The organism is Cupriavidus taiwanensis LMG 19424 (assembly GCF_000069785.1).
In the GTDB taxonomy this organism is placed as follows: domain Bacteria; phylum Pseudomonadota; class Gammaproteobacteria; order Burkholderiales; family Burkholderiaceae; genus Cupriavidus; species Cupriavidus taiwanensis.
In genome coordinates, this window is sequence record NC_010528.1 from 1112487 (window position 1) to 1128146 (window position 15660).

Sequence of the window (15660 nt, forward strand, 5' to 3'; positions counted from 1 at the left end):
TGGGGACGGACGACTGGCCGGTTACTGCTCTTCGGCCAGCAGCGACAGGCCCAGGCCGGCACGGCGCCACAGCCACGGGCTCGGGCGGTAGCGCATGTCGCCGGTCAGCGCTTCCATGTTGCGCAGCGTCTCCAGCACCAGCTGCGGGCCGACCGCGTCGCCGAGGGCCAGCGGGCCTTTCGGGTAGCCCAGGCCGAGGTTCACGGCCAGGTCGATGTCGCCCGGCGTGGCGATGCGCTGCTGCGCGATATCGCTGGCGATGTTGATGATGCAGCAGAGCACGCGCTGGGCAACGAAGCCGGCCGAGTCGCGGATCACCGTGACCGGCACGCCGTCGCTGGCAAACAGGCCGTGCGCGGCGTCGCGCGCGGCAGCGCTGGTCGCCGGCGTGGTCATCAGCGTGCGGCGCTTGGTGGCCTCGAACGGCAGCAGCGTGTCGATGGCGACGGTGCGGGCCGGGTCCAGGCCCTGCTGCAGGGCGCTGGTGGTGGCGTCCAGACCAAGCGGCGTGACGATGATCAGCGCGTCGGCCGAGGGCTGGTTGCCGCCTTCCGGGGTCACGCCCAGCGCGCCCAGCAGCTTGGTCACCATGGCATGGCCGCGCTCGCTGGCATGGCTGACCCACACGCTCGACGGGCGCGCGGCCGGCACAGCGGCGGCGGCCGGCACTTGCTTCTGGCCATCGGCGTAGGTGTAGAAGCCGGCGCCGGCCTTGCGCCCGATCAGCCCCCCGACCGCGCGGATCGCGGTGATCGGCGACGGGCGGTAGCGCGGCTCCTGGTAGAACTGGTTGTAGATCGATTCCATCACCGGGTGCGACACGTCCAGCCCGGTCAGGTCCATCAGTTCGAACGGGCCCATGCGGAAGCCCGCCTGCTCGCGCATGATGTTGTCGATGTCGGCGAATTCCGCCACGCCTTCCTGCGCGACCTTCAGGCCTTCGATATTCATGCCGCGGCCGGCATGGTTGACGATGAAGCCCGGCATGTCCTTGCAGCGCACCGGCGTATGGCCCATGCGGCGCGACAGCGCCATCAGCGCGTCGCCCACCGCCGGGTTGCCCGACAGGCCGTCGATGACCTCGACCACCTTCATCAGCGGCACCGGGTTGAAGAAGTGGTAGCCGGCGATGCGGCCGGGGTGCTTCGAACCCACGGCGATCGCCGTGATCGACAGCGACGAGGTGTTCGAGGCGATGATGGCGTCGTCGCGCAGGATCGCTTCCAGCCTGGCGATCAGGTCGCGCTTGACTTCGAGCTTCTCGACGATGGCTTCGAGCACCATGTCGCAGCCGGCCAGGTCTTCCAGCGCGCCGCACGGCCTGACGCGGGCCAGCGTGGCCTCGGCGTCGGCGGCGCTGATCTTGCCCTTGTCGGCGAGCTTGGCCAGCGTGTCCTGCAGGTACTTGCGAGCGGCTTCCACCGCCTGCGGGTTGGCGTCGTACAGGTTGACGGTCAGGCCGGCCTGGGCTGCGATCTGCGCGATGCCCCGACCCATGGCGCCGGTGCCGACGATACCCAGCGTATCGATGGTGAAAGTGCTCATCATTCGTCCCAAAAGTTGTGGTTAAATTAGCACGATCGTACGTTTTTTGCACCTTCCGCGACAGACCGGCAGGGCAGGCGGCGTGCGCTGATCGGCCAGCCGGTTCACTGCAGACGCCGGATGGTCCACAATCCCCCGTTCCACGCGATTCGATGCGGGAACCCATCCCATAACGGAGACAGACGACATGCTGAAGCTCTGCGGATTTGCCGCCAGCAACTACTACAACAAAGTGAAGCTGGCGCTGCTGGAAAAGAACGTGCCGTTCGAAGAGGTGCTGGCCTGGATCGGCGAGACCGACCCGGCGGCCACGCCCGCAGGCAAGGTGCCCTACATCATCACCGAATCCGGCCCGCTGTGCGAGTCCGAAGCCATCGCCGAATACGTGGAAGCGACCTACCCGCAGACGCCGCTGCTGCCGGCGGACCCGTACCAGGCGGCCAAGGTGCGCGAGATCATCGTGTTCCTGGAACTCTACCTGGAGCTGACCGCGCGCGAGCTGTACCCCGAGGCCTTCTTCGGCGGCAAGGTCAGCGACGGCGTCAAGGAGCGCCAGCACAAGCTGCTGACCCGCTATATCCCCGCCTTCGCCAGCCTGGCGAAGTTCTCGCCGTACATCGCCGGCGACCGCTTCACGCTGGCCGATTGCGCCGCGGCGGTGCACCTGCCGCTGGTGTCGTCGTGCACCAAGATCATCTATGGCACCGACATGCTGGCGGAGCTGCCGGTCAAGGACTACCTGAAGACGCTGTCGCAGCGCGAGTCGGTGCAGAAGGTCAACGCCGACCGCAAGGCGAATACGGAGCTGATGATGAGCCGGAGGAAGTAAGCTCAGGGGGCCAGCGTTGCGCGGTCCTCCGTCGGTGGTGGAGATACGCCCGCAATTTGCGGGCGTTTCCGCTTCTGCTTACAGCTTTCCCAACCGCTCCAGCGCCAGCGCCAGCGTCTCTTCCTTCTTCGCGAAGCAGAACCGCACCACGCCGGATTCACGCGGCTGCGAGTAGAAGGCCGAGACCGGAATCGCGGCCACGCCGATCTCGCGCGTCAGCCACATGGCGAAGTCGGCCTCGCTCAGGTCCGAGATCGCGGAATAATCAACGCACTGGAAATACGTGCCGTCCGAAGGCAGCAGCTTGAAGCGCGAGGCCGCCAGCCCGGCGCGGAAAAAATCGCGCTTGGCCTGGTAGAACGCCGACAGCTGCAGGTAGGGCGCGGCATCGGCCATATAGTCGGCCAGGCCATGCTGCACCGGCGTGTTGACCGTGAACACGTTGAACTGGTGCACCTTGCGGAACTCAGCCATCAGCGCGGCGGGCGCGGCCACGTAGCCGACCTTCCAGCCGGTCACGTGGTAGGTCTTGCCGAAGCTGGAGATGACGAAGCTGCGGCGCGCCAGCTCGGGGTGGCGCGACACCGATTCATGGCGCTGGCCGTCGTAGACCATATGCTCGTAGACCTCGTCCGACAGCAGCAGGATGTCGGTGCCCGCCAGGATCTGCGCCAGCTGGTCCATGTCCCCCGCGCGCCAGATCGTGCCGGTAGGGTTGTGCGGCGTGTTGATGAGGATCATGCGCGTGCGCGGCGTGATGGCGGCGGCGAGCTTGTCGAACGGCACGCGGAACGCGGGCGCTTCCAGCGCGACCGGCACCGCGGTAGCACCGGCCAGTTCGATCGCCGGCAGGTAGCTGTCGTAGCACGGCTCCAGCACGATGACCTCGTCGCCCGGATGCACCGCGCACAGGATCGCGGTCAGGATGCCCTGGGTGGCGCCCGCGGTGACCGTGATCTCGCTGTCCCAGCTGTACTGGTGGCCATACAGGCTGGCGATCTTGGCGGCGATGGCCTGGCGCAGGCGCGGCACGCCGGCCATCGGCGGGTACTGGTTATGGCCGGCGCGCATGGCAGCGGCCACGGCATCGACGATGCCCGGGTCGCATTCGAAGTCGGGGAAGCCCTGGCCCAGGTTGACCGCGTTCTTTTCGGCGGCGAGCGCCGACATCACGGTGAAGATGGTGGTGCCGACGCCGGGCAGGCGCGATGGCGGCGGCGTCAGTGGAGCAAGCGTGGTGTCTGCGGACATAGGGCAGGGTGTCGATGCGATGGAAACGGGAGGCGCTCGGGCGCCTGCGGCACGGCGGCGGCGCGAGCCGCCACATTCTAAAGCGGATCGGCCTTAAAGCGGATCGCCGGCCGGGCCCAGCGCGGCCAGCCAGGCGCCGAATGCCGGCGGTGTCATCACTTCCACGCCGCTGCTGCGGCGCAGGCGGCTGCGCAGCTTGAGCACGGCCTTGTCCTTCGACACCAGACAGGCGGCGCCGGCGAAATGGGCCAGTTCGACGAACTTCTGGTCGTCAGTGTCCTTGCAGCGCGGCAGGCGGATGGCGTCGCAGTCGGCCTGCAGCGGCGCGGCTTGCAGGGTGGCGAGACGGTCGACGGTGGCCAGCGCCGCGCCGATATCGACGTCGAAGCGTGCGAATTGCGGATAGGCCAGCACCCGACGCAGTTCCTCGCGGCAGTCGGCGCGGATCACCGGGGCGATGGTGCCGGCCTCCAGCGCGGCGCGGATCGGCTCGACGTGGGGGTCCTGGAAGACCAGCAGGTCCACCCAGATATTGGAGTCCAGCACCACGCGCGGCGCAGATGTGATGCCGGCGGGGCGGCCGGCGTCCCCGGCAGTGCCGGCGGGCAGGATGGTTGCGGTGGTGTCGAGGCGCATTCGCTACAATCTGGGCTTGTTTGTCCTTGGCTACTGCCGCGATTTTGCCATGCTCATCGTTTTGTCTCCCGCCAAGTCGCTGGACTACGAGACTCCCGCCCGCATCAAGACTCACACGCTGCCGCGCTTCATCGACCGTTCCGCCGCGCTGATCGAGCGCCTGCGCCGGCTGGCGCCGCAGGACGTGGGCGCGCTAATGGACATCTCGGACAAGCTGGCAGTGCTCAACGTGACGCGCTACGCCGACTGGTCGCCGACGTTCACCGCGGCCAACAGCAAGCAGGCGGTGCTGGCCTTCAACGGCGATGTCTACGACGGTCTCGACGCGAAATCGCTGTCGGCCGACGACCTCGGCTTTGCGCAAAAGCACCTGCGCATCCTGTCCGGCCTGTACGGGGTGCTGCGCCCGCTGGACTGGATGCAGCCCTACCGGCTCGAAATGGGCACGCGCCTGGACAACGCCGCCGGCAAGGACCTGTACGCGTTCTGGGGCGACGACGTCACGCAGATGCTCAACGCCGACATGGCCGCGCTCAAGCAGGAAGGCGCGCCGGTGCTGGTCAACCTGGCTTCGGAAGAATATTTCAAGGTGGTGCGGCCCAAGGTGCTGCAGGCGCGCATCGTCACGCCGGTGTTCGAGGACTGGAAGGGCGGCCGCTACAAGATCATTTCGTTCCATGCCAAGCGCGCGCGCGGCACCATGGCGCGCTACGCGGTGACGCACCGCGTGACCGACCCAGAGAAGCTCAAGCGCTTCGCCGAGGACGGCTATGCCTTCGACAAGGCGGCCTCGGACGCGATCCGCTGGGTATTCCGCCGCCGCCTGGAAGACTGACCACGCGTCCCGCAACCATCGCCACGAGCCCGCCAGCCATGCTGCATATCTCTTCGCATTTCGATTCCGGCGCCATCGAGGTCGAGGCGCTTGACCGCGCCGACGATATCCGCCTGCGCATCCGTGCCGATTCGCACGCCGACTTCCGCCAGTGGTTCCATTTCCGGCTGCAGGGCGCGGCCGGGCAGGCCTGCCGCCTGCACTTCCTGAACGCGGGCGATTGCACCTATCCGGACGGCTGGCGCGACTACCGCGCGGTGGCGTCGTACGACCGCGCCAACTGGTTCCGCGTGCCGACGCGTTTCGACGGCCAGGTGATGACCGTCGAGGTCACGCCCGAGCACGACAGCATCTGGTTCGCGTATTTCGAGCCGTATCCGGACGAGCGCCACCTGTCGCTGCTGGCAAGCTGCCAGCGTTCGCCGCTGGCGCGGCTGTCGCACCTGGGCAGCACCGTGGACGGACGCGACATGACGCGCGTCACTGTCGGCCAGCCGGGTCCGGGCAAGTCCAACATCTGGATGATCGCGCGCCAGCACCCGGGCGAGAGCATGGCCGAGTGGTTTGTCGAAGGCGTGCTGCAGCGGCTGACCGGCACCGGCATGTGGGCCGGCGACCCGGTCGCGCGCAAGCTGCTCGAGCGCGCGGTGTTCCATATCGTGCCGAACATGAACCCCGACGGCTCGGCGCGCGGCAACCTGCGCACCAACGCCGCGGGCGCCAACCTGAACCGCGAGTGGATGGCGCCGAGTGCCGATACCAGCCCCGAGGTCTATCACGTGCGCCGCGCGATCGAAGCCACCGGCTGCGACATGTTCTTCGATATCCACGGCGACGAGGGCCTGCCGTACAACTTCGTCGCCGGCAGCGAGATGCTGCCGGGTTTTACCGAAGCACGCCGGCGCGAGCAGCAGCGCTTTATCGAGGCCTTCAAGCGGGCCTCGCCTGACTTCCAGGACGTGCATGGCTACGCCGCCAGCAAGTACAACGCCGATGCGCTCAAGCTGGCGTCCAAATACATCGGCCACACCTTCGGCTGCCTGGCGCTGACGCTGGAGATGCCGTTCAAGGACAACGCTGATATGCCCGATCCCGCGGTGGGCTGGAACGGGGCGCGCAGCGCGCTGCTGGGAACGGCGATGCTGCAGGCGATCCTGGATTTTCTGGGCTGAGCGTTGGCTTGCTGACGGTCTTCTCCCCTCTCCCATTTATGGGATAGGGGCGACAACCAGCGCCCGCATGGGCGTGCGCTGCGTTGCTGCGTCTACTGCTTTTTCTTGCTCTTGCTGCTCGCCTTGGCCGACGTCGACTTGGCGGAGCTCGACTTCACGGACTTCGATGCCGACGCCTTGCCGGACTTCGACGCCGTGCTCTTGCCCTTGGCCCCTTTGCGGCTCTTGCTGGCCGACGTGCGCGTGGCGGTAGGCACCGCCGGCGCCGCGGCGGGCTCGCTGATGGTGGCGCCGCTGCTGTCCAGCAGTTCATAGGCCAGCATCATGCCGTCGTCATAGCCGCAGCGCACCTTCACCGGCTGCCAGTCGTCGCTGCCCTTGCGCTTGTGCGCGGTGGCGGCGAAGGTGACCACCGAACTGACCGGCACGGCCTGCTTGCCCGGCGAGAAGCGCCCGCTCCAGGGCTCGGTGGTGGCCTGTCCCGCGGCGAGCGCGCCGGTGGGAATCTTCAGCGCATCGTAGGTGGCCGAGCGCGGCACCACCCAGCTGGCATGGGCGGCGCAGTCGGCCACGTCGCTGGTAGCGTTCTCGGTCTTCATCAGCTGTTCGCGCATGCGCGCGCGGTACTCGGACAGACTGACGCGGCCGCGGTCGGGCAGGTTGATGGTCTTGATGGGGGGCTGGGCGGAGATTGCCGGGGCGGTAGCGGCGGCGGGGCGGGCCGGTGCCGCGGCGATGGCGGCGGATGCGGGGGCCGGTGCCGGGGCGGCGGCGGTGCCGGCGGCATCGTCCGGCAGGTTGGCGCAGCCTGCCAGCGCGATCGCACCGGCTACGGCGGCAGCCACCATGCGCAGCCGGCTGCCGAGCATTGCGGAGATTCGTCGGATCACGGTGTTAGCGTTGTGAGCGTGTGCTTGCCTGGATTGCCTGCCGGCGCCATGGGCCGGCAGCCAGGATGGGTTCGCAAAGGATTGCCATGATAGAGGAAACCCATCTGCCAAAGTTCCTAAATCTTGTTACCCATTCTTCTAAAGCACGGCCAACACGCCGCCGCCCGCGCGAAGTGATCCCGGCGCAGGCAGGCCTGCGCTGTGCCGGGCCCGGCCGCCAGCCGTGCCCGGGGTCCTGACCGGTGTCAGGCCACGCGCGACGGCATCGCGCGCGTAAAGCGCAGCAGTTCGTCGAGCAGGCTGTTCAGGTCGTGCCGCAGCCTGGCAAAGCCGGCAGTATGGGTCAGGCCGGCTTCGTCCATGTAGAGCTTGCGGTTGACCTCGAGCTGCAGGCTGTGGCGGCCGGCCTGCGGCTGCCCGACCACGCGCACGATCTCGACGCCCTTGTACGGGTGGTTGCGCCACACCTCGTAGCCCATCTCCTTGAGCAGCCCCTCGACCCGGTCGGTAAAGCGCTTGTCGCAGGTGGTGCCGTCGCGGTCGCCGACGACGAAATCCGGATGCTCCAGCCCGGGGAATTCGGTCGCGAACGGCGCGGCGTGGCTCGGCATCGAATGGCAGTTGATATGCCAGGCGCTGCCATGGCTGGCGACGGCGCGCTCGGCCAGCTTCTGCAACTGCGCGTAATAGGGCAGGTAGCAGCGCTCGATGCGGGCCTGCACCTCGGCCACGCTCAGCTTGCGGTCGTAGATGGCTTCGCCGGTGTCCAGCACGCGCCAGACCAGGCCCTTGCCCAGCCGGGTCTTGGAAGTTTCCTGTTTGGCGCCAGGCCACGGCGCGTCGAGCAGGGCCTCGTCGATTTCTTCGAGCGCGCGGTTGGCATCCAGGTAGCTGCGCGGAAAGCCCGCGCACAGCAGCGGGATGCCGCGCGCCGGGGCGCCGGCGTAGAGCTCGTCGACAAAGGTGTCCTCGGCCTGGCGCAGCAGCGGCAGCGGCAGCGCGGGATCGGGGCGGAAGTCCGTCGGGTACGTGGTCGCGCTGTGCGGCGAGTCCAGGAACAGCGCCGCAGGCTCGCCCTCGGGCTGGTACAGGCAGAACGGACTGTCCGCGATGGTTCGGTCGGTGTCGGTCATGGTATGCGGTGCGTTCAGTCGAGCGAGATCCTGGCGGCGGCGGCGACGCGCTTGTTCTTGGCCACTTCGCTCTTGATCTGCGCGGCAAAGTGCGCCGGCGTGTCGCCCACCGGGGTGGCGCCGAGCTTCTCCAGCTTGGCCTTGACTTCCGGCAGTGCCAGCACCTTGACCGCGGCGGCATGCAGCTTGTTCTGCAGGTCGACCGGCAGGTTGGCCGGGGCGATCAGGCCGAACCAGGCGGCATCGTTGACTTCGCCCAGGCCGAGTTCGGCGAAGGTCGGCACATTGGGCAGCGCCGCCACGCGCTTGGGCGCGGCCACCGCGAGCGCGCGCAGCTTGCCGCCCTCGATGAACGGCAGCGACGACGGCAGGTTGTCGAACAGCACCTGCACCTGGCCGGCCAGCGCGTCGTTCAGCGCCGGGCCCACGCCCTTGTACGGCACGTGCAGCAGTTCGGTCTTGCTGCTCATCTTGAACAGTTCTCCCATCATGTGCGAGACGCTGCCGTTGCCGGCCGAGCCATAGGCCAGCTTGCCGGGCTGCGCCTGCGCCAGCGCGATGAAGGCCTTCATGTCGGTGGCCTTGACCGACGGGTGGATGCTCATCACGTTCGGCACCGAGGCCAGGTTGGTGATGGGGGTGAAGTCCTTGGTGGCATCGTAGGACAGGCGCGGGTAGACCGCCGGGTTGATGCCGTGGGTCGACGCCGTGGCGATGCCCAGCGTGTAGCCGTCCGGCGCGGCCTTGGACAGGAAGGTGGTGCCGATGCTGCCGCCGGCGCCGCCGCGGTTGTCGACCACCACGGCCTGGCCCAGTTGCTGGCCGAGCTTGTCGGCGACGATGCGCGCGACGATGTCGGTGGTGCCGCCGGCCGGGAAGGGGACCACCAGCGTGATCGGCTTGGTCGGGTAGCCGGACTGGGCGGCGGCGCTGAACGACAGGCCGGTGGCGAGGACGGCCGAGGCGGCGGCCAGGGCGCGGAGAAGGTGGCGACGTTGCATGATCTTTGTGGCGAAAGGTATCAAGGAAGAGACAAAGGCGTTTTCACGATTCTGCTCGTGCAAGCGGAACCCCCGCAAACGAAATAAAATCCCTAGCTCATTCCATTTGGTCGTGAAGTAGAGGTGATTTATGCGACGCCTATGTCCGTCGCTGACCGAGTTGCACGCCTTCGAAGCGGCAGCGCGCCATAACAGCTTTACCGTAGCCGCCCGTGAGCTGCATGTCACGCAAGGCGCGGTCAGCAAGCAGGTACGCAGCCTCGAGGCCTACCTCGGGGTCGAGTTGTTCCAGCGGGTGCGCCAGCGGCTGGTGCTGACGCCCGCGGGCGAGCGCTACCTGGAGCGCATCGCGCCCAGCCTGAACGAGCTGGAGGCGGCGACGGTGGAGTTGATGGCGGGGCAGGGACGGGGCGGCGTGCTGCATATCGCCAGCATGCCGACGCTGGGCGCCAAGTGGCTGATCCCGCGCCTGCCGCAGTTCTTCGCGCGGCATCCGGAGGTGACGCTGGAGTTCGTGCCGCATGCGCAGGGCTACGATTTCTCCGAACCGGACCTCGATGCCGCGATCCGCTTCGGCGACGGCGTCTGGCCCGGCAGCCTGGCCGACTACATGACCGGCCGCGAAGTCCTGCCGGTATGCCGGCCAGGGCTGCTGGCGTCCGAGCCCGATGGCGTCGCGCCGACGCCGGCGGCGTTGCTGCGCTATCCGCTGCTGCACCACACCACCGTGCCCGAGGCCTGGCCCGACTGGTTCGCCACGCTGGGATTGCCCACGCGCGACGCCTGGAGCGGCGCGCGCTTCGACCAGTTTTCGCTGCTGACGCAGGCGGCGCTGTCCGGTCTGGGCATCGCCCTGATTCCGCGCTGCCTGATCGAAGAAGAGCTGGCCACCGGCGCGCTGGTGGTGGCGCACCCCGCGCAGGTGCTGGCGAAGAAGGGCTATTACCTGTGCTATCCGGAGCAGAAGCAGCACCTGCCGGCGCTGCGCACGTTCAGGGCGTGGGTGATGGAGGGGGCGGACCTGGCGCGGCCGGCGCCCGTTTCGCGCCCCTAGGCTTACTTCGACAACACCTTCATCGCCTGCTCCAGCCCCGCCAGCGTGACCGGGAACATCCGTCCCTTCATCAGCTGGTTGATCACCGTGATCGACTGCCGGTACTGCCACAGCCCTTCCGGTTCGGGATTGAGCCAGACGAAGTGCGGGAACTGCTCGGTCATGCGGTTCAGCCACACCGCGCCGGCCTCGGCGTTGTTGTACTCGACCGAGCCGCCGGGCTGCAGGATCTCGTACGGGCTCATGGTGGCGTCGCCGACGAAGATGATCTTGTAGTCGGGCGTGTACTTGTGCAGCAGGTCCCAGGTCGCCAGCTTTTCGGCGTGGCGGCGGCGGTTGTTCTTCCACACGTAGTCGTACAGGCAGTTGTGGAAGTAGTAGTACTCCAGGTGCTTGAACTCGGTCTTGGTGGCCGAGAACAGTTCCTCGACGCGCTTGATGTGGTCGTCCATCGAGCCGCCTACGTCCATCAGCATCAGCACCTTGACCTTGTTGTGGCGCTCGGGCCGCAGCTTGATGTCGAGCAGGCCGGCGTTGGCCGCGGTGGAATGGATGGTGTCGTCGAGGTCCAGCTCGGTGTCGGCGCCTTCGCGGGCGAAGCGGCGCAGCCGGCGCAGCGCGACCTTGATGTTGCGCGTGCCCAGTTCGACCTGGTCGTCATAGTCCTTGTAGGTGCGCGCCTCCCACACCTTGATCGCGGTGCGGTTGCCCTTGGACGGGCCGCCGATGCGGATGCCCTGGGGGTTGTAGCCGCCGTGGCCGAACGGCGAGGTGCCGCCGGTGCCAATCCACTTGTTGCCGCCTTCGTGCTTTTCCTTCTGCTCCTCGAGCAGCTGCTTGAGGCGCTCCATCAGCTTGTCGAGGCCGCCCATGGCCTCGATCTTGGCCTTTTCCTCGGGCGACAGTTCGCGCTCCAGCGTCTTCTGCAGCCAGTCGAGCGGGATGTCGGACTTCCAGTCGACCAGACTGTCCACGCCCTTGAAATAGGCGGCGAAGGCCTGGTCGAACTTGTCGAAGTGCTTCTCGTCCTTCACCAGCGTCATCCGCGACAGGTAGTAGAACTCGTCGATGGAAGGCGTGATGACCTGCGCCTTGAGCGCTTCCAGCATGGTCAGGTATTCCTTGACCGAAACCGGCAGCTTGGCGTGGCGCAGCGAGAAGAAGAAATCGATCAGCATGGTGCCTCGCTTTCAGTCGGCGCGGCGCATCAGCGCGGCCGCTCGAGCTGGAATTGCAGGTGTTGCCGCACCGCCGGCCATTCGCTGGCGATGATCGAGAACACCACGGTGTCGCGCAGCGTGCCGTCCGGCATGCGCATGTGGTTGCGCAGCACGCCGTCCTGCCGGGCGCCCAGGCGGGCGATCGCGGCGCGGCTCTGCTGGTTCATCCAGTGCGTGCGGAATTCCACCGCGATGCAGTCGAGATGGTCGAAGGCATGGCCCAGCAGCATCAGCTTGCACTCGGTGTTCAGCGGCGTGCGCTGGACCCGGCGCGCATACCAGGTCGAGCCGATCTCCACGCGCCGGTTGGCCGCGTCGATGTTCATGTAGGTGGTCATGCCCGCCAGCTCGCCGGCTGCGTCGCGCACCGCGAACGGCAGCATCGAGCCACGCTGCTGCAGGTCCAGGCGCCGCGCGATCTCGGCCTCCATGCGCTCGGGCGCCGGCACGCTGGTGTACCAGAGCTTCCACAGTTCGCCGTCGGCACAGGCGGCGCGCAGGCCGTCGGCGTGCTCGGGCCGCAGCGGTTCCAGCGTGGCATGCCGGCCCGCCAGGATCACGGGTTTGGCAAAAGGTGTCGTGTCGGTCATCGGGCTTGGCCGCGCGCTCAGCGGTTGGCGCGGTTCATGAACACCAGGCGCTCGAACAGGTGCACGTCCTGCTCGTTCTTCAGCAGCGCGCCATGCAGCGGCGGGATCGCGGCCTTCTTGTCCGGGCTCTTCAGCGCCTCGGGCGGGATGTCCTCGGCCATCAGCAGCTTGAGCCAGTCGATCAGCTCGGACGTCGACGGCTTCTTCTTCAGGCCCGGCAGGTTGCGCATCTCGTAGAACGATTCCAGCGCGGCGGCAACCAGCTCGCGCTTGATGCCGGGGTAGTGCACGTCGACGATCTGCTGCATCGTCTCGGCATCGGGGAACTTGATGTAGTGGAAGAAGCAGCGGCGCAGGAAGGCGTCGGGCAACTCCTTCTCGTTGTTCGAGGTGATGATCACCAGCGGCCGGTGCTTCGCCTTGACCAGCTCGCGGGTCTCGTAGACATAGAACTCCATGCGGTCGAGTTCGCGCAGCAGGTCGTTGGGGAATTCGATGTCGGCCTTGTCGATCTCGTCGATCAGCAGCACCACCTGCTGGTCGGCCTCGAAGGCCTGCCACAGCACGCCCTTGACGATGTAGTTGCGGATGTCGTGGACGCGGTCGTCGCCCAGCTGCGAATCGCGCAGGCGCGACACGGCGTCGTATTCGTACAGGCCCTGCTGTGCCTTGGTGGTCGACTTGATATGCCATTGCAGCAGCGGCATGCCCAGCGCGGCGGCGACTTCCTCGGCCAGCATGGTCTTGCCGGTGCCGGGCTCACCCTTGATCAGCAGGGGGCGCTGCAGCGTGCGCGCGGCATTGACGGCCAGCTTGAGGTCGTCGGTGGCAACATACTGGTCGCTGCCTTCGAAGCGGACCGGCTGGGAGGAGGCTTGGGCGGAAGCGTTGGCGGTGTTTGACATGAGGCAACCTGAGGTGGCGGCCGCTCGCGGACGAGGGCCGGGTTGGCGTGCTGGGCGCGGTCTCTTCGCGCTGTGACGCGCGCTTTCGTTATGGAAACAGGGTCCGTGACGGGCGCCCGCTTGCCGCTGGCGCAGCGTACGCGAACGGTCGTGCGGATTCCCGGAATGGGCCAGTATAAAAGACCTTTGCGGTTCGTGTTGGGGCCCGCTGACAGGGTTCCGCCGGCGCCGACCGCTGGCTGGACTGGCAGGTGCCGGCTGCGGTACAATGCGGCGGTTTGACGCGCCCCCACGTCCAGTTCTCCAGTATCCGGCAGTCCGCGTTCAGAAGTCCCTGCGGCCCTTCCGGGTCGCGGCGATTGCGCGAGGTGGTTCCAGAATGGTGTTCCACTCCCCGGCAAACCGACCGGATGCGACATCTCTGGCGGGTTGCACCCCGGCCAACCAACTGGCTGCCCGGTTGCTCCGCAGAAGCATTCTGAAACCGTCTCCGCCCGGCAGGGCAGGTCACACGGTTTAACTTCCAATCCGCAAAGACAATGAAAAAGCTCCTCACGATGGTGGTGCTGGGCGCGGCTGCAACGGCCGTGCAGGCACAGGAAGTCAAGGGCAATGGAGACGCTGCCAAGGACAAGGTTGCAATGTGCATCGGATGCCATGGCATTCCGGGCTACCGTGCGTCCTTCCCCGAGATCTATGAAGTGCCGCTGCTGGGCGGCCAGAGCGCCAAGTACATCGAGAACGCGCTGAAGGCCTACCAGAAGGGCGAGCGCAAGCACCCCACCATGCGCAGCATCGCCGCGACGCTGACCGAGCAGGACATCGCCAACGTGGCGGCCTACTACTCGCAGCAGAACGCCGGCACGCAGAACAATTCCCTCAAGTAAGAGACCCCACATGAAGACGCTCAAGACGCTTTCGTTCGCGCTCGGCGCACTCGTGCTGGGTGCTGCCGCCATGCCGGCCTCGGCCGCCGACCTTGCCAACGGCAAGACGCTGGTGGAAAAGGGCAACTGCGTGGCCTGCCATGGCGCCGGCATGAACAAGCCGATCTCGCCCGACTACCCCAAGCTGGCCGGCCAGCATGCCGACTACCTGTACCACGCGCTGATGTCCTACCAGGTGTCGGGCAATGCGCTGGTGGGCCGTTCCAACGCGATCATGGCCGGCCAGGTCAACGCCAATCCGGCGGTCACCGACAAGGATGGCAAGCCGCGCCCGTTCACGCGCAAGGAACTGAAGGACATGGCCGCCTACATCGAGTCGCTGCCGGGCGACCTGGTGCTGAAGAAGTAATGGCCGGCGGCGCCCGCCGCCTGCACGCAAAAAGCCGCTTCGCTGGAAGCGGCTTTTTTTCGTCCGCGGCGGGGCTCAGGCCGGCCGCAGCCGGTGCGCCAACGCCGTCGACCCTTCAGTGTTGCTTCAGTTGCCGCTGCCCGACACGAGTCGGCGCTGGCGCACCGACTCGGCCAGGCCCTCGAGCACCTTGACCGAGTCGTCCCAGCCGATGCACGCATCGGTGACGGACTGGCCATAGGTCAGCTCGTCGACCGGCTGGCCCTGCACGTGGTCCTGGCGCCCGGCCACCAGGTGCGATTCGACCATCACGCCGATGATGCGCTGGTCGCCGGCGGCAATCTGGCGGCCGATGTCGGCGCACACCGGGATCTGGTTCTCATGCTTCTTGCTGCTGTTGGCATGCGAGGCGTCGATCATCAGGCGCGAGGCCAGGCCGGCCTTGGCGATGGCGTCGCACGCTTCCTGCACGCTGGCGGCGTCGTAGTTGGGCGCCTTGCCGCCGCGCAGGATCACGTGGCAGTCCTCGTTGCCCGAGGTCGACACGATCGCCGAATGCCCGCCCTTGGTCACCGACAGGAAATGGTGCGGCTGCGACGCGGCCTTGATCGCGTCGACCGCGATCTTGACGTTGCCGTCGGTGCCGTTCTTGAACCCGACCGGGCACGACAGTCCCGATGCCAGCTCGCGGTGCACCTGCGACTCGGTGGTGCGCGCGCCGATCGCGCCCCAGCTGACCAGGTCGGCGATGTATTGCGGGCTGATCATGTCGAGGTACTCGGTGCCGGTCGGCACGCCCATTTCGCTGATGGTCAGCAGCAGCTCGCGCGCGGTGCGCAGGCCGTCATTGATCTTGAAGCTGCCGTCCATGTGCGGGTCGTTGATCAGGCCCTTCCAGCCCACGGTGGTGCGCGGCTTCTCGAAGTACACCCGCATCACCACCTCCAGCTCGCCGGCGAAGCGCTCGCGCTGGACCTTGAGCAGCTTGGCGTATTCCAGCGCGGCGCGGGTATCGTGGATCGAGCAGGGTCCGATGATGACGATCAGACGGTCATCCATGCCGTGCAGGATGCGGTGCATGGCCTGGCGCGCGCCGTAGATCACGTCCGAAGCCTGTTCGGAGCAGCCAAACTCGCGGATCAGGTGCGCGGGCGGCAGCAGCTCCTTGAGTTCACGGATGCGCAGGTCGTCGGTGTTCTTCAGCATGATGGCTCCAGGATTCTTGTGAGGTCGTGAGAGTGTGGGAAAACAAACGGGTATAAAAAAACCGCCAGGGTCGCTGGCGGTCTTTTTTGTATTCGGG

Annotated in this window: 16 protein-coding genes; 6 read left to right on the top strand and 10 right to left on the bottom strand. The window is 67.0% G+C overall.

Annotated features, from left to right (window positions below):
• Nucleotides 1-21: 21 nt before the first annotated feature.
• The gene (locus RALTA_RS05180) at nt 22-1545 is read right to left on the bottom strand and encodes a 3-hydroxyacyl-CoA dehydrogenase (RefSeq protein ID WP_041232099.1); all 1524 of its coding nucleotides are present in this window, start codon (nt 1543-1545) and stop codon (nt 22-24) included.
• Nucleotides 1546-1732: 187 nt separating this feature from the next.
• On the opposite strand from RALTA_RS05180, the gene RALTA_RS05185 reads away from it, so the two are divergent.
• Nucleotides 1733-2374, top strand: coding sequence for a glutathione S-transferase (locus RALTA_RS05185; protein WP_012352382.1), 642 nt, complete (start codon nt 1733-1735; stop codon nt 2372-2374).
• A 78-nt stretch (nt 2375-2452) separates the two neighbouring features.
• On the opposite strand, the gene RALTA_RS05190 is transcribed toward RALTA_RS05185, so the two are convergent.
• Nucleotides 2453-3625 carry a pyridoxal phosphate-dependent aminotransferase gene (locus RALTA_RS05190; protein ID WP_012352383.1) on the bottom strand — a complete coding sequence of 391 codons (1173 nt, stop codon included), beginning with the start codon at nt 3623-3625 and terminating at the stop codon, nt 2453-2455.
• A 93-nt stretch (nt 3626-3718) separates the two neighbouring features.
• Entirely contained in the window at nt 3719-4261 is a 543-nt protein-coding gene (locus tag RALTA_RS05195; RefSeq protein WP_012352384.1) for a PIN domain-containing protein, read from the bottom strand.
• A gap of 49 nt (nt 4262-4310) precedes the next feature.
• On the opposite strand from RALTA_RS05195, the gene yaaA reads away from it, so the two are divergent.
• Both yaaA and RALTA_RS05205 read left to right on the top strand, forming a co-directional pair.
• Complete coding sequence (gene yaaA, locus RALTA_RS05200) at nt 4311-5096, top strand: peroxide stress protein YaaA (protein WP_041232307.1); 786 nt, start codon at nt 4311-4313, stop codon at nt 5094-5096.
• A gap of 38 nt (nt 5097-5134) precedes the next feature.
• On the top strand, nt 5135-6268 hold the full coding sequence (locus RALTA_RS05205) for a M14 family metallopeptidase (RefSeq protein WP_012352386.1): 1134 nt from the start codon (nt 5135-5137) through the stop codon (nt 6266-6268).
• Nucleotides 6269-6360: 92 nt separating this feature from the next.
• On the opposite strand, the gene RALTA_RS05210 is transcribed toward RALTA_RS05205, so the two are convergent.
• From RALTA_RS05210 to RALTA_RS05220, 3 genes are all read right to left on the bottom strand, one after another.
• On the bottom strand, nt 6361-7158 hold the full coding sequence (locus tag RALTA_RS05210; RefSeq protein WP_157877121.1) for a BspC domain-containing protein: 798 nt from the start codon (nt 7156-7158) through the stop codon (nt 6361-6363).
• A gap of 245 nt (nt 7159-7403) precedes the next feature.
• A complete protein-coding gene (locus RALTA_RS05215; protein WP_012352388.1) occupies nt 7404-8291 on the bottom strand; it encodes an N-formylglutamate amidohydrolase in 888 nt (295 codons plus the stop codon).
• Between the two features lie 14 nt (nt 8292-8305).
• Nucleotides 8306-9292, bottom strand: a complete 987-nt coding sequence (locus tag RALTA_RS05220) for a tripartite tricarboxylate transporter substrate binding protein BugE (protein ID WP_012352389.1) — start codon at nt 9290-9292, stop codon at nt 8306-8308.
• Nucleotides 9293-9422: 130 nt separating this feature from the next.
• Between RALTA_RS05220 and RALTA_RS05225 the strand changes: the two genes are divergently transcribed.
• Nucleotides 9423-10346 (top strand): LysR substrate-binding domain-containing protein, encoded by a 924-nt coding sequence (locus RALTA_RS05225; protein ID WP_012352390.1) that lies wholly within the window; start codon nt 9423-9425, stop codon nt 10344-10346.
• 2 nt (nt 10347-10348) lie between these two features.
• Here RALTA_RS05225 and RALTA_RS05230 read toward each other — a convergent pair whose 3' ends face one another.
• Genes RALTA_RS05230 through RALTA_RS05240 form a run of 3 tightly spaced genes read right to left on the bottom strand, consistent with a single transcriptional unit; the run spans nt 10349 to nt 13061 of the window.
• The gene (locus RALTA_RS05230; protein WP_012352391.1) at nt 10349-11524 is read right to left on the bottom strand and encodes a vWA domain-containing protein; all 1176 of its coding nucleotides are present in this window, start codon (nt 11522-11524) and stop codon (nt 10349-10351) included.
• Nucleotides 11525-11553: 29 nt separating this feature from the next.
• On the bottom strand, nt 11554-12156 hold the full coding sequence (locus RALTA_RS05235) for a GNAT family N-acetyltransferase (RefSeq protein ID WP_012352392.1): 603 nt from the start codon (nt 12154-12156) through the stop codon (nt 11554-11556).
• 17 nt (nt 12157-12173) lie between these two features.
• Nucleotides 12174-13061, bottom strand: coding sequence for an AAA family ATPase (locus RALTA_RS05240; RefSeq protein ID WP_012352393.1), 888 nt, complete (start codon nt 13059-13061; stop codon nt 12174-12176).
• 539 nt (nt 13062-13600) lie between these two features.
• On the opposite strand from RALTA_RS05240, the gene RALTA_RS05245 reads away from it, so the two are divergent.
• Entirely contained in the window at nt 13601-13948 is a 348-nt protein-coding gene (locus tag RALTA_RS05245; protein ID WP_012352394.1) for a c-type cytochrome, read from the top strand.
• 10 nt (nt 13949-13958) lie between these two features.
• Nucleotides 13959-14357: a c-type cytochrome gene (locus RALTA_RS05250; protein ID WP_012352395.1), complete on the top strand. Its 399-nt coding sequence runs from the start codon at nt 13959-13961 to the stop codon at nt 14355-14357.
• Between the two features lie 126 nt (nt 14358-14483).
• Here RALTA_RS05250 and aroG read toward each other — a convergent pair whose 3' ends face one another.
• Entirely contained in the window at nt 14484-15563 is a 1080-nt protein-coding gene (gene aroG, locus RALTA_RS05255) for a 3-deoxy-7-phosphoheptulonate synthase AroG (RefSeq protein ID WP_012352396.1), read from the bottom strand.
• Nucleotides 15564-15660 lie beyond the last annotated feature (97 nt).

What these genes read in the sequence shown, in the direction of transcription:
- RALTA_RS05205 (WP_012352386.1), top strand. Translation starts at nt 5,135, where the DNA reads ATGCTGCATATCTCTTCGCATTTCGATTCCGGCGCCATCGAGGTCGAG.
- RALTA_RS05185 (WP_012352382.1), top strand. Translation starts at nt 1,733, where the DNA reads ATGCTGAAGCTCTGCGGATTTGCCGCCAGCAACTACTACAACAAAGTG.
- RALTA_RS05190 (WP_012352383.1), bottom strand. Translation starts at nt 3,625, where the DNA reads ATGTCCGCAGACACCACGCTTGCTCCACTGACGCCGCCGCCATCGCGC.
- RALTA_RS05195 (WP_012352384.1), bottom strand. Translation starts at nt 4,261, where the DNA reads ATGCGCCTCGACACCACCGCAACCATCCTGCCCGCCGGCACTGCCGGG.
- RALTA_RS05235 (WP_012352392.1), bottom strand. Translation starts at nt 12,156, where the DNA reads ATGACCGACACGACACCTTTTGCCAAACCCGTGATCCTGGCGGGCCGG.
- RALTA_RS05215 (WP_012352388.1), bottom strand. Translation starts at nt 8,291, where the DNA reads ATGACCGACACCGACCGAACCATCGCGGACAGTCCGTTCTGCCTGTAC.
- aroG (WP_012352396.1), bottom strand. Translation starts at nt 15,563, where the DNA reads ATGCTGAAGAACACCGACGACCTGCGCATCCGTGAACTCAAGGAGCTG.
- RALTA_RS05220 (WP_012352389.1), bottom strand. Translation starts at nt 9,292, where the DNA reads ATGCAACGTCGCCACCTTCTCCGCGCCCTGGCCGCCGCCTCGGCCGTC.
- RALTA_RS05230 (WP_012352391.1), bottom strand. Translation starts at nt 11,524, where the DNA reads ATGCTGATCGATTTCTTCTTCTCGCTGCGCCACGCCAAGCTGCCGGTT.
- yaaA (WP_041232307.1), top strand. Translation starts at nt 4,311, where the DNA reads ATGCTCATCGTTTTGTCTCCCGCCAAGTCGCTGGACTACGAGACTCCC.
- RALTA_RS05245 (WP_012352394.1), top strand. Translation starts at nt 13,601, where the DNA reads ATGAAAAAGCTCCTCACGATGGTGGTGCTGGGCGCGGCTGCAACGGCC.
- RALTA_RS05225 (WP_012352390.1), top strand. Translation starts at nt 9,423, where the DNA reads ATGCGACGCCTATGTCCGTCGCTGACCGAGTTGCACGCCTTCGAAGCG.
- RALTA_RS05240 (WP_012352393.1), bottom strand. Translation starts at nt 13,061, where the DNA reads ATGTCAAACACCGCCAACGCTTCCGCCCAAGCCTCCTCCCAGCCGGTC.
- RALTA_RS05180 (WP_041232099.1), bottom strand. Translation starts at nt 1,545, where the DNA reads ATGAGCACTTTCACCATCGATACGCTGGGTATCGTCGGCACCGGCGCC.
- RALTA_RS05250 (WP_012352395.1), top strand. Translation starts at nt 13,959, where the DNA reads ATGAAGACGCTCAAGACGCTTTCGTTCGCGCTCGGCGCACTCGTGCTG.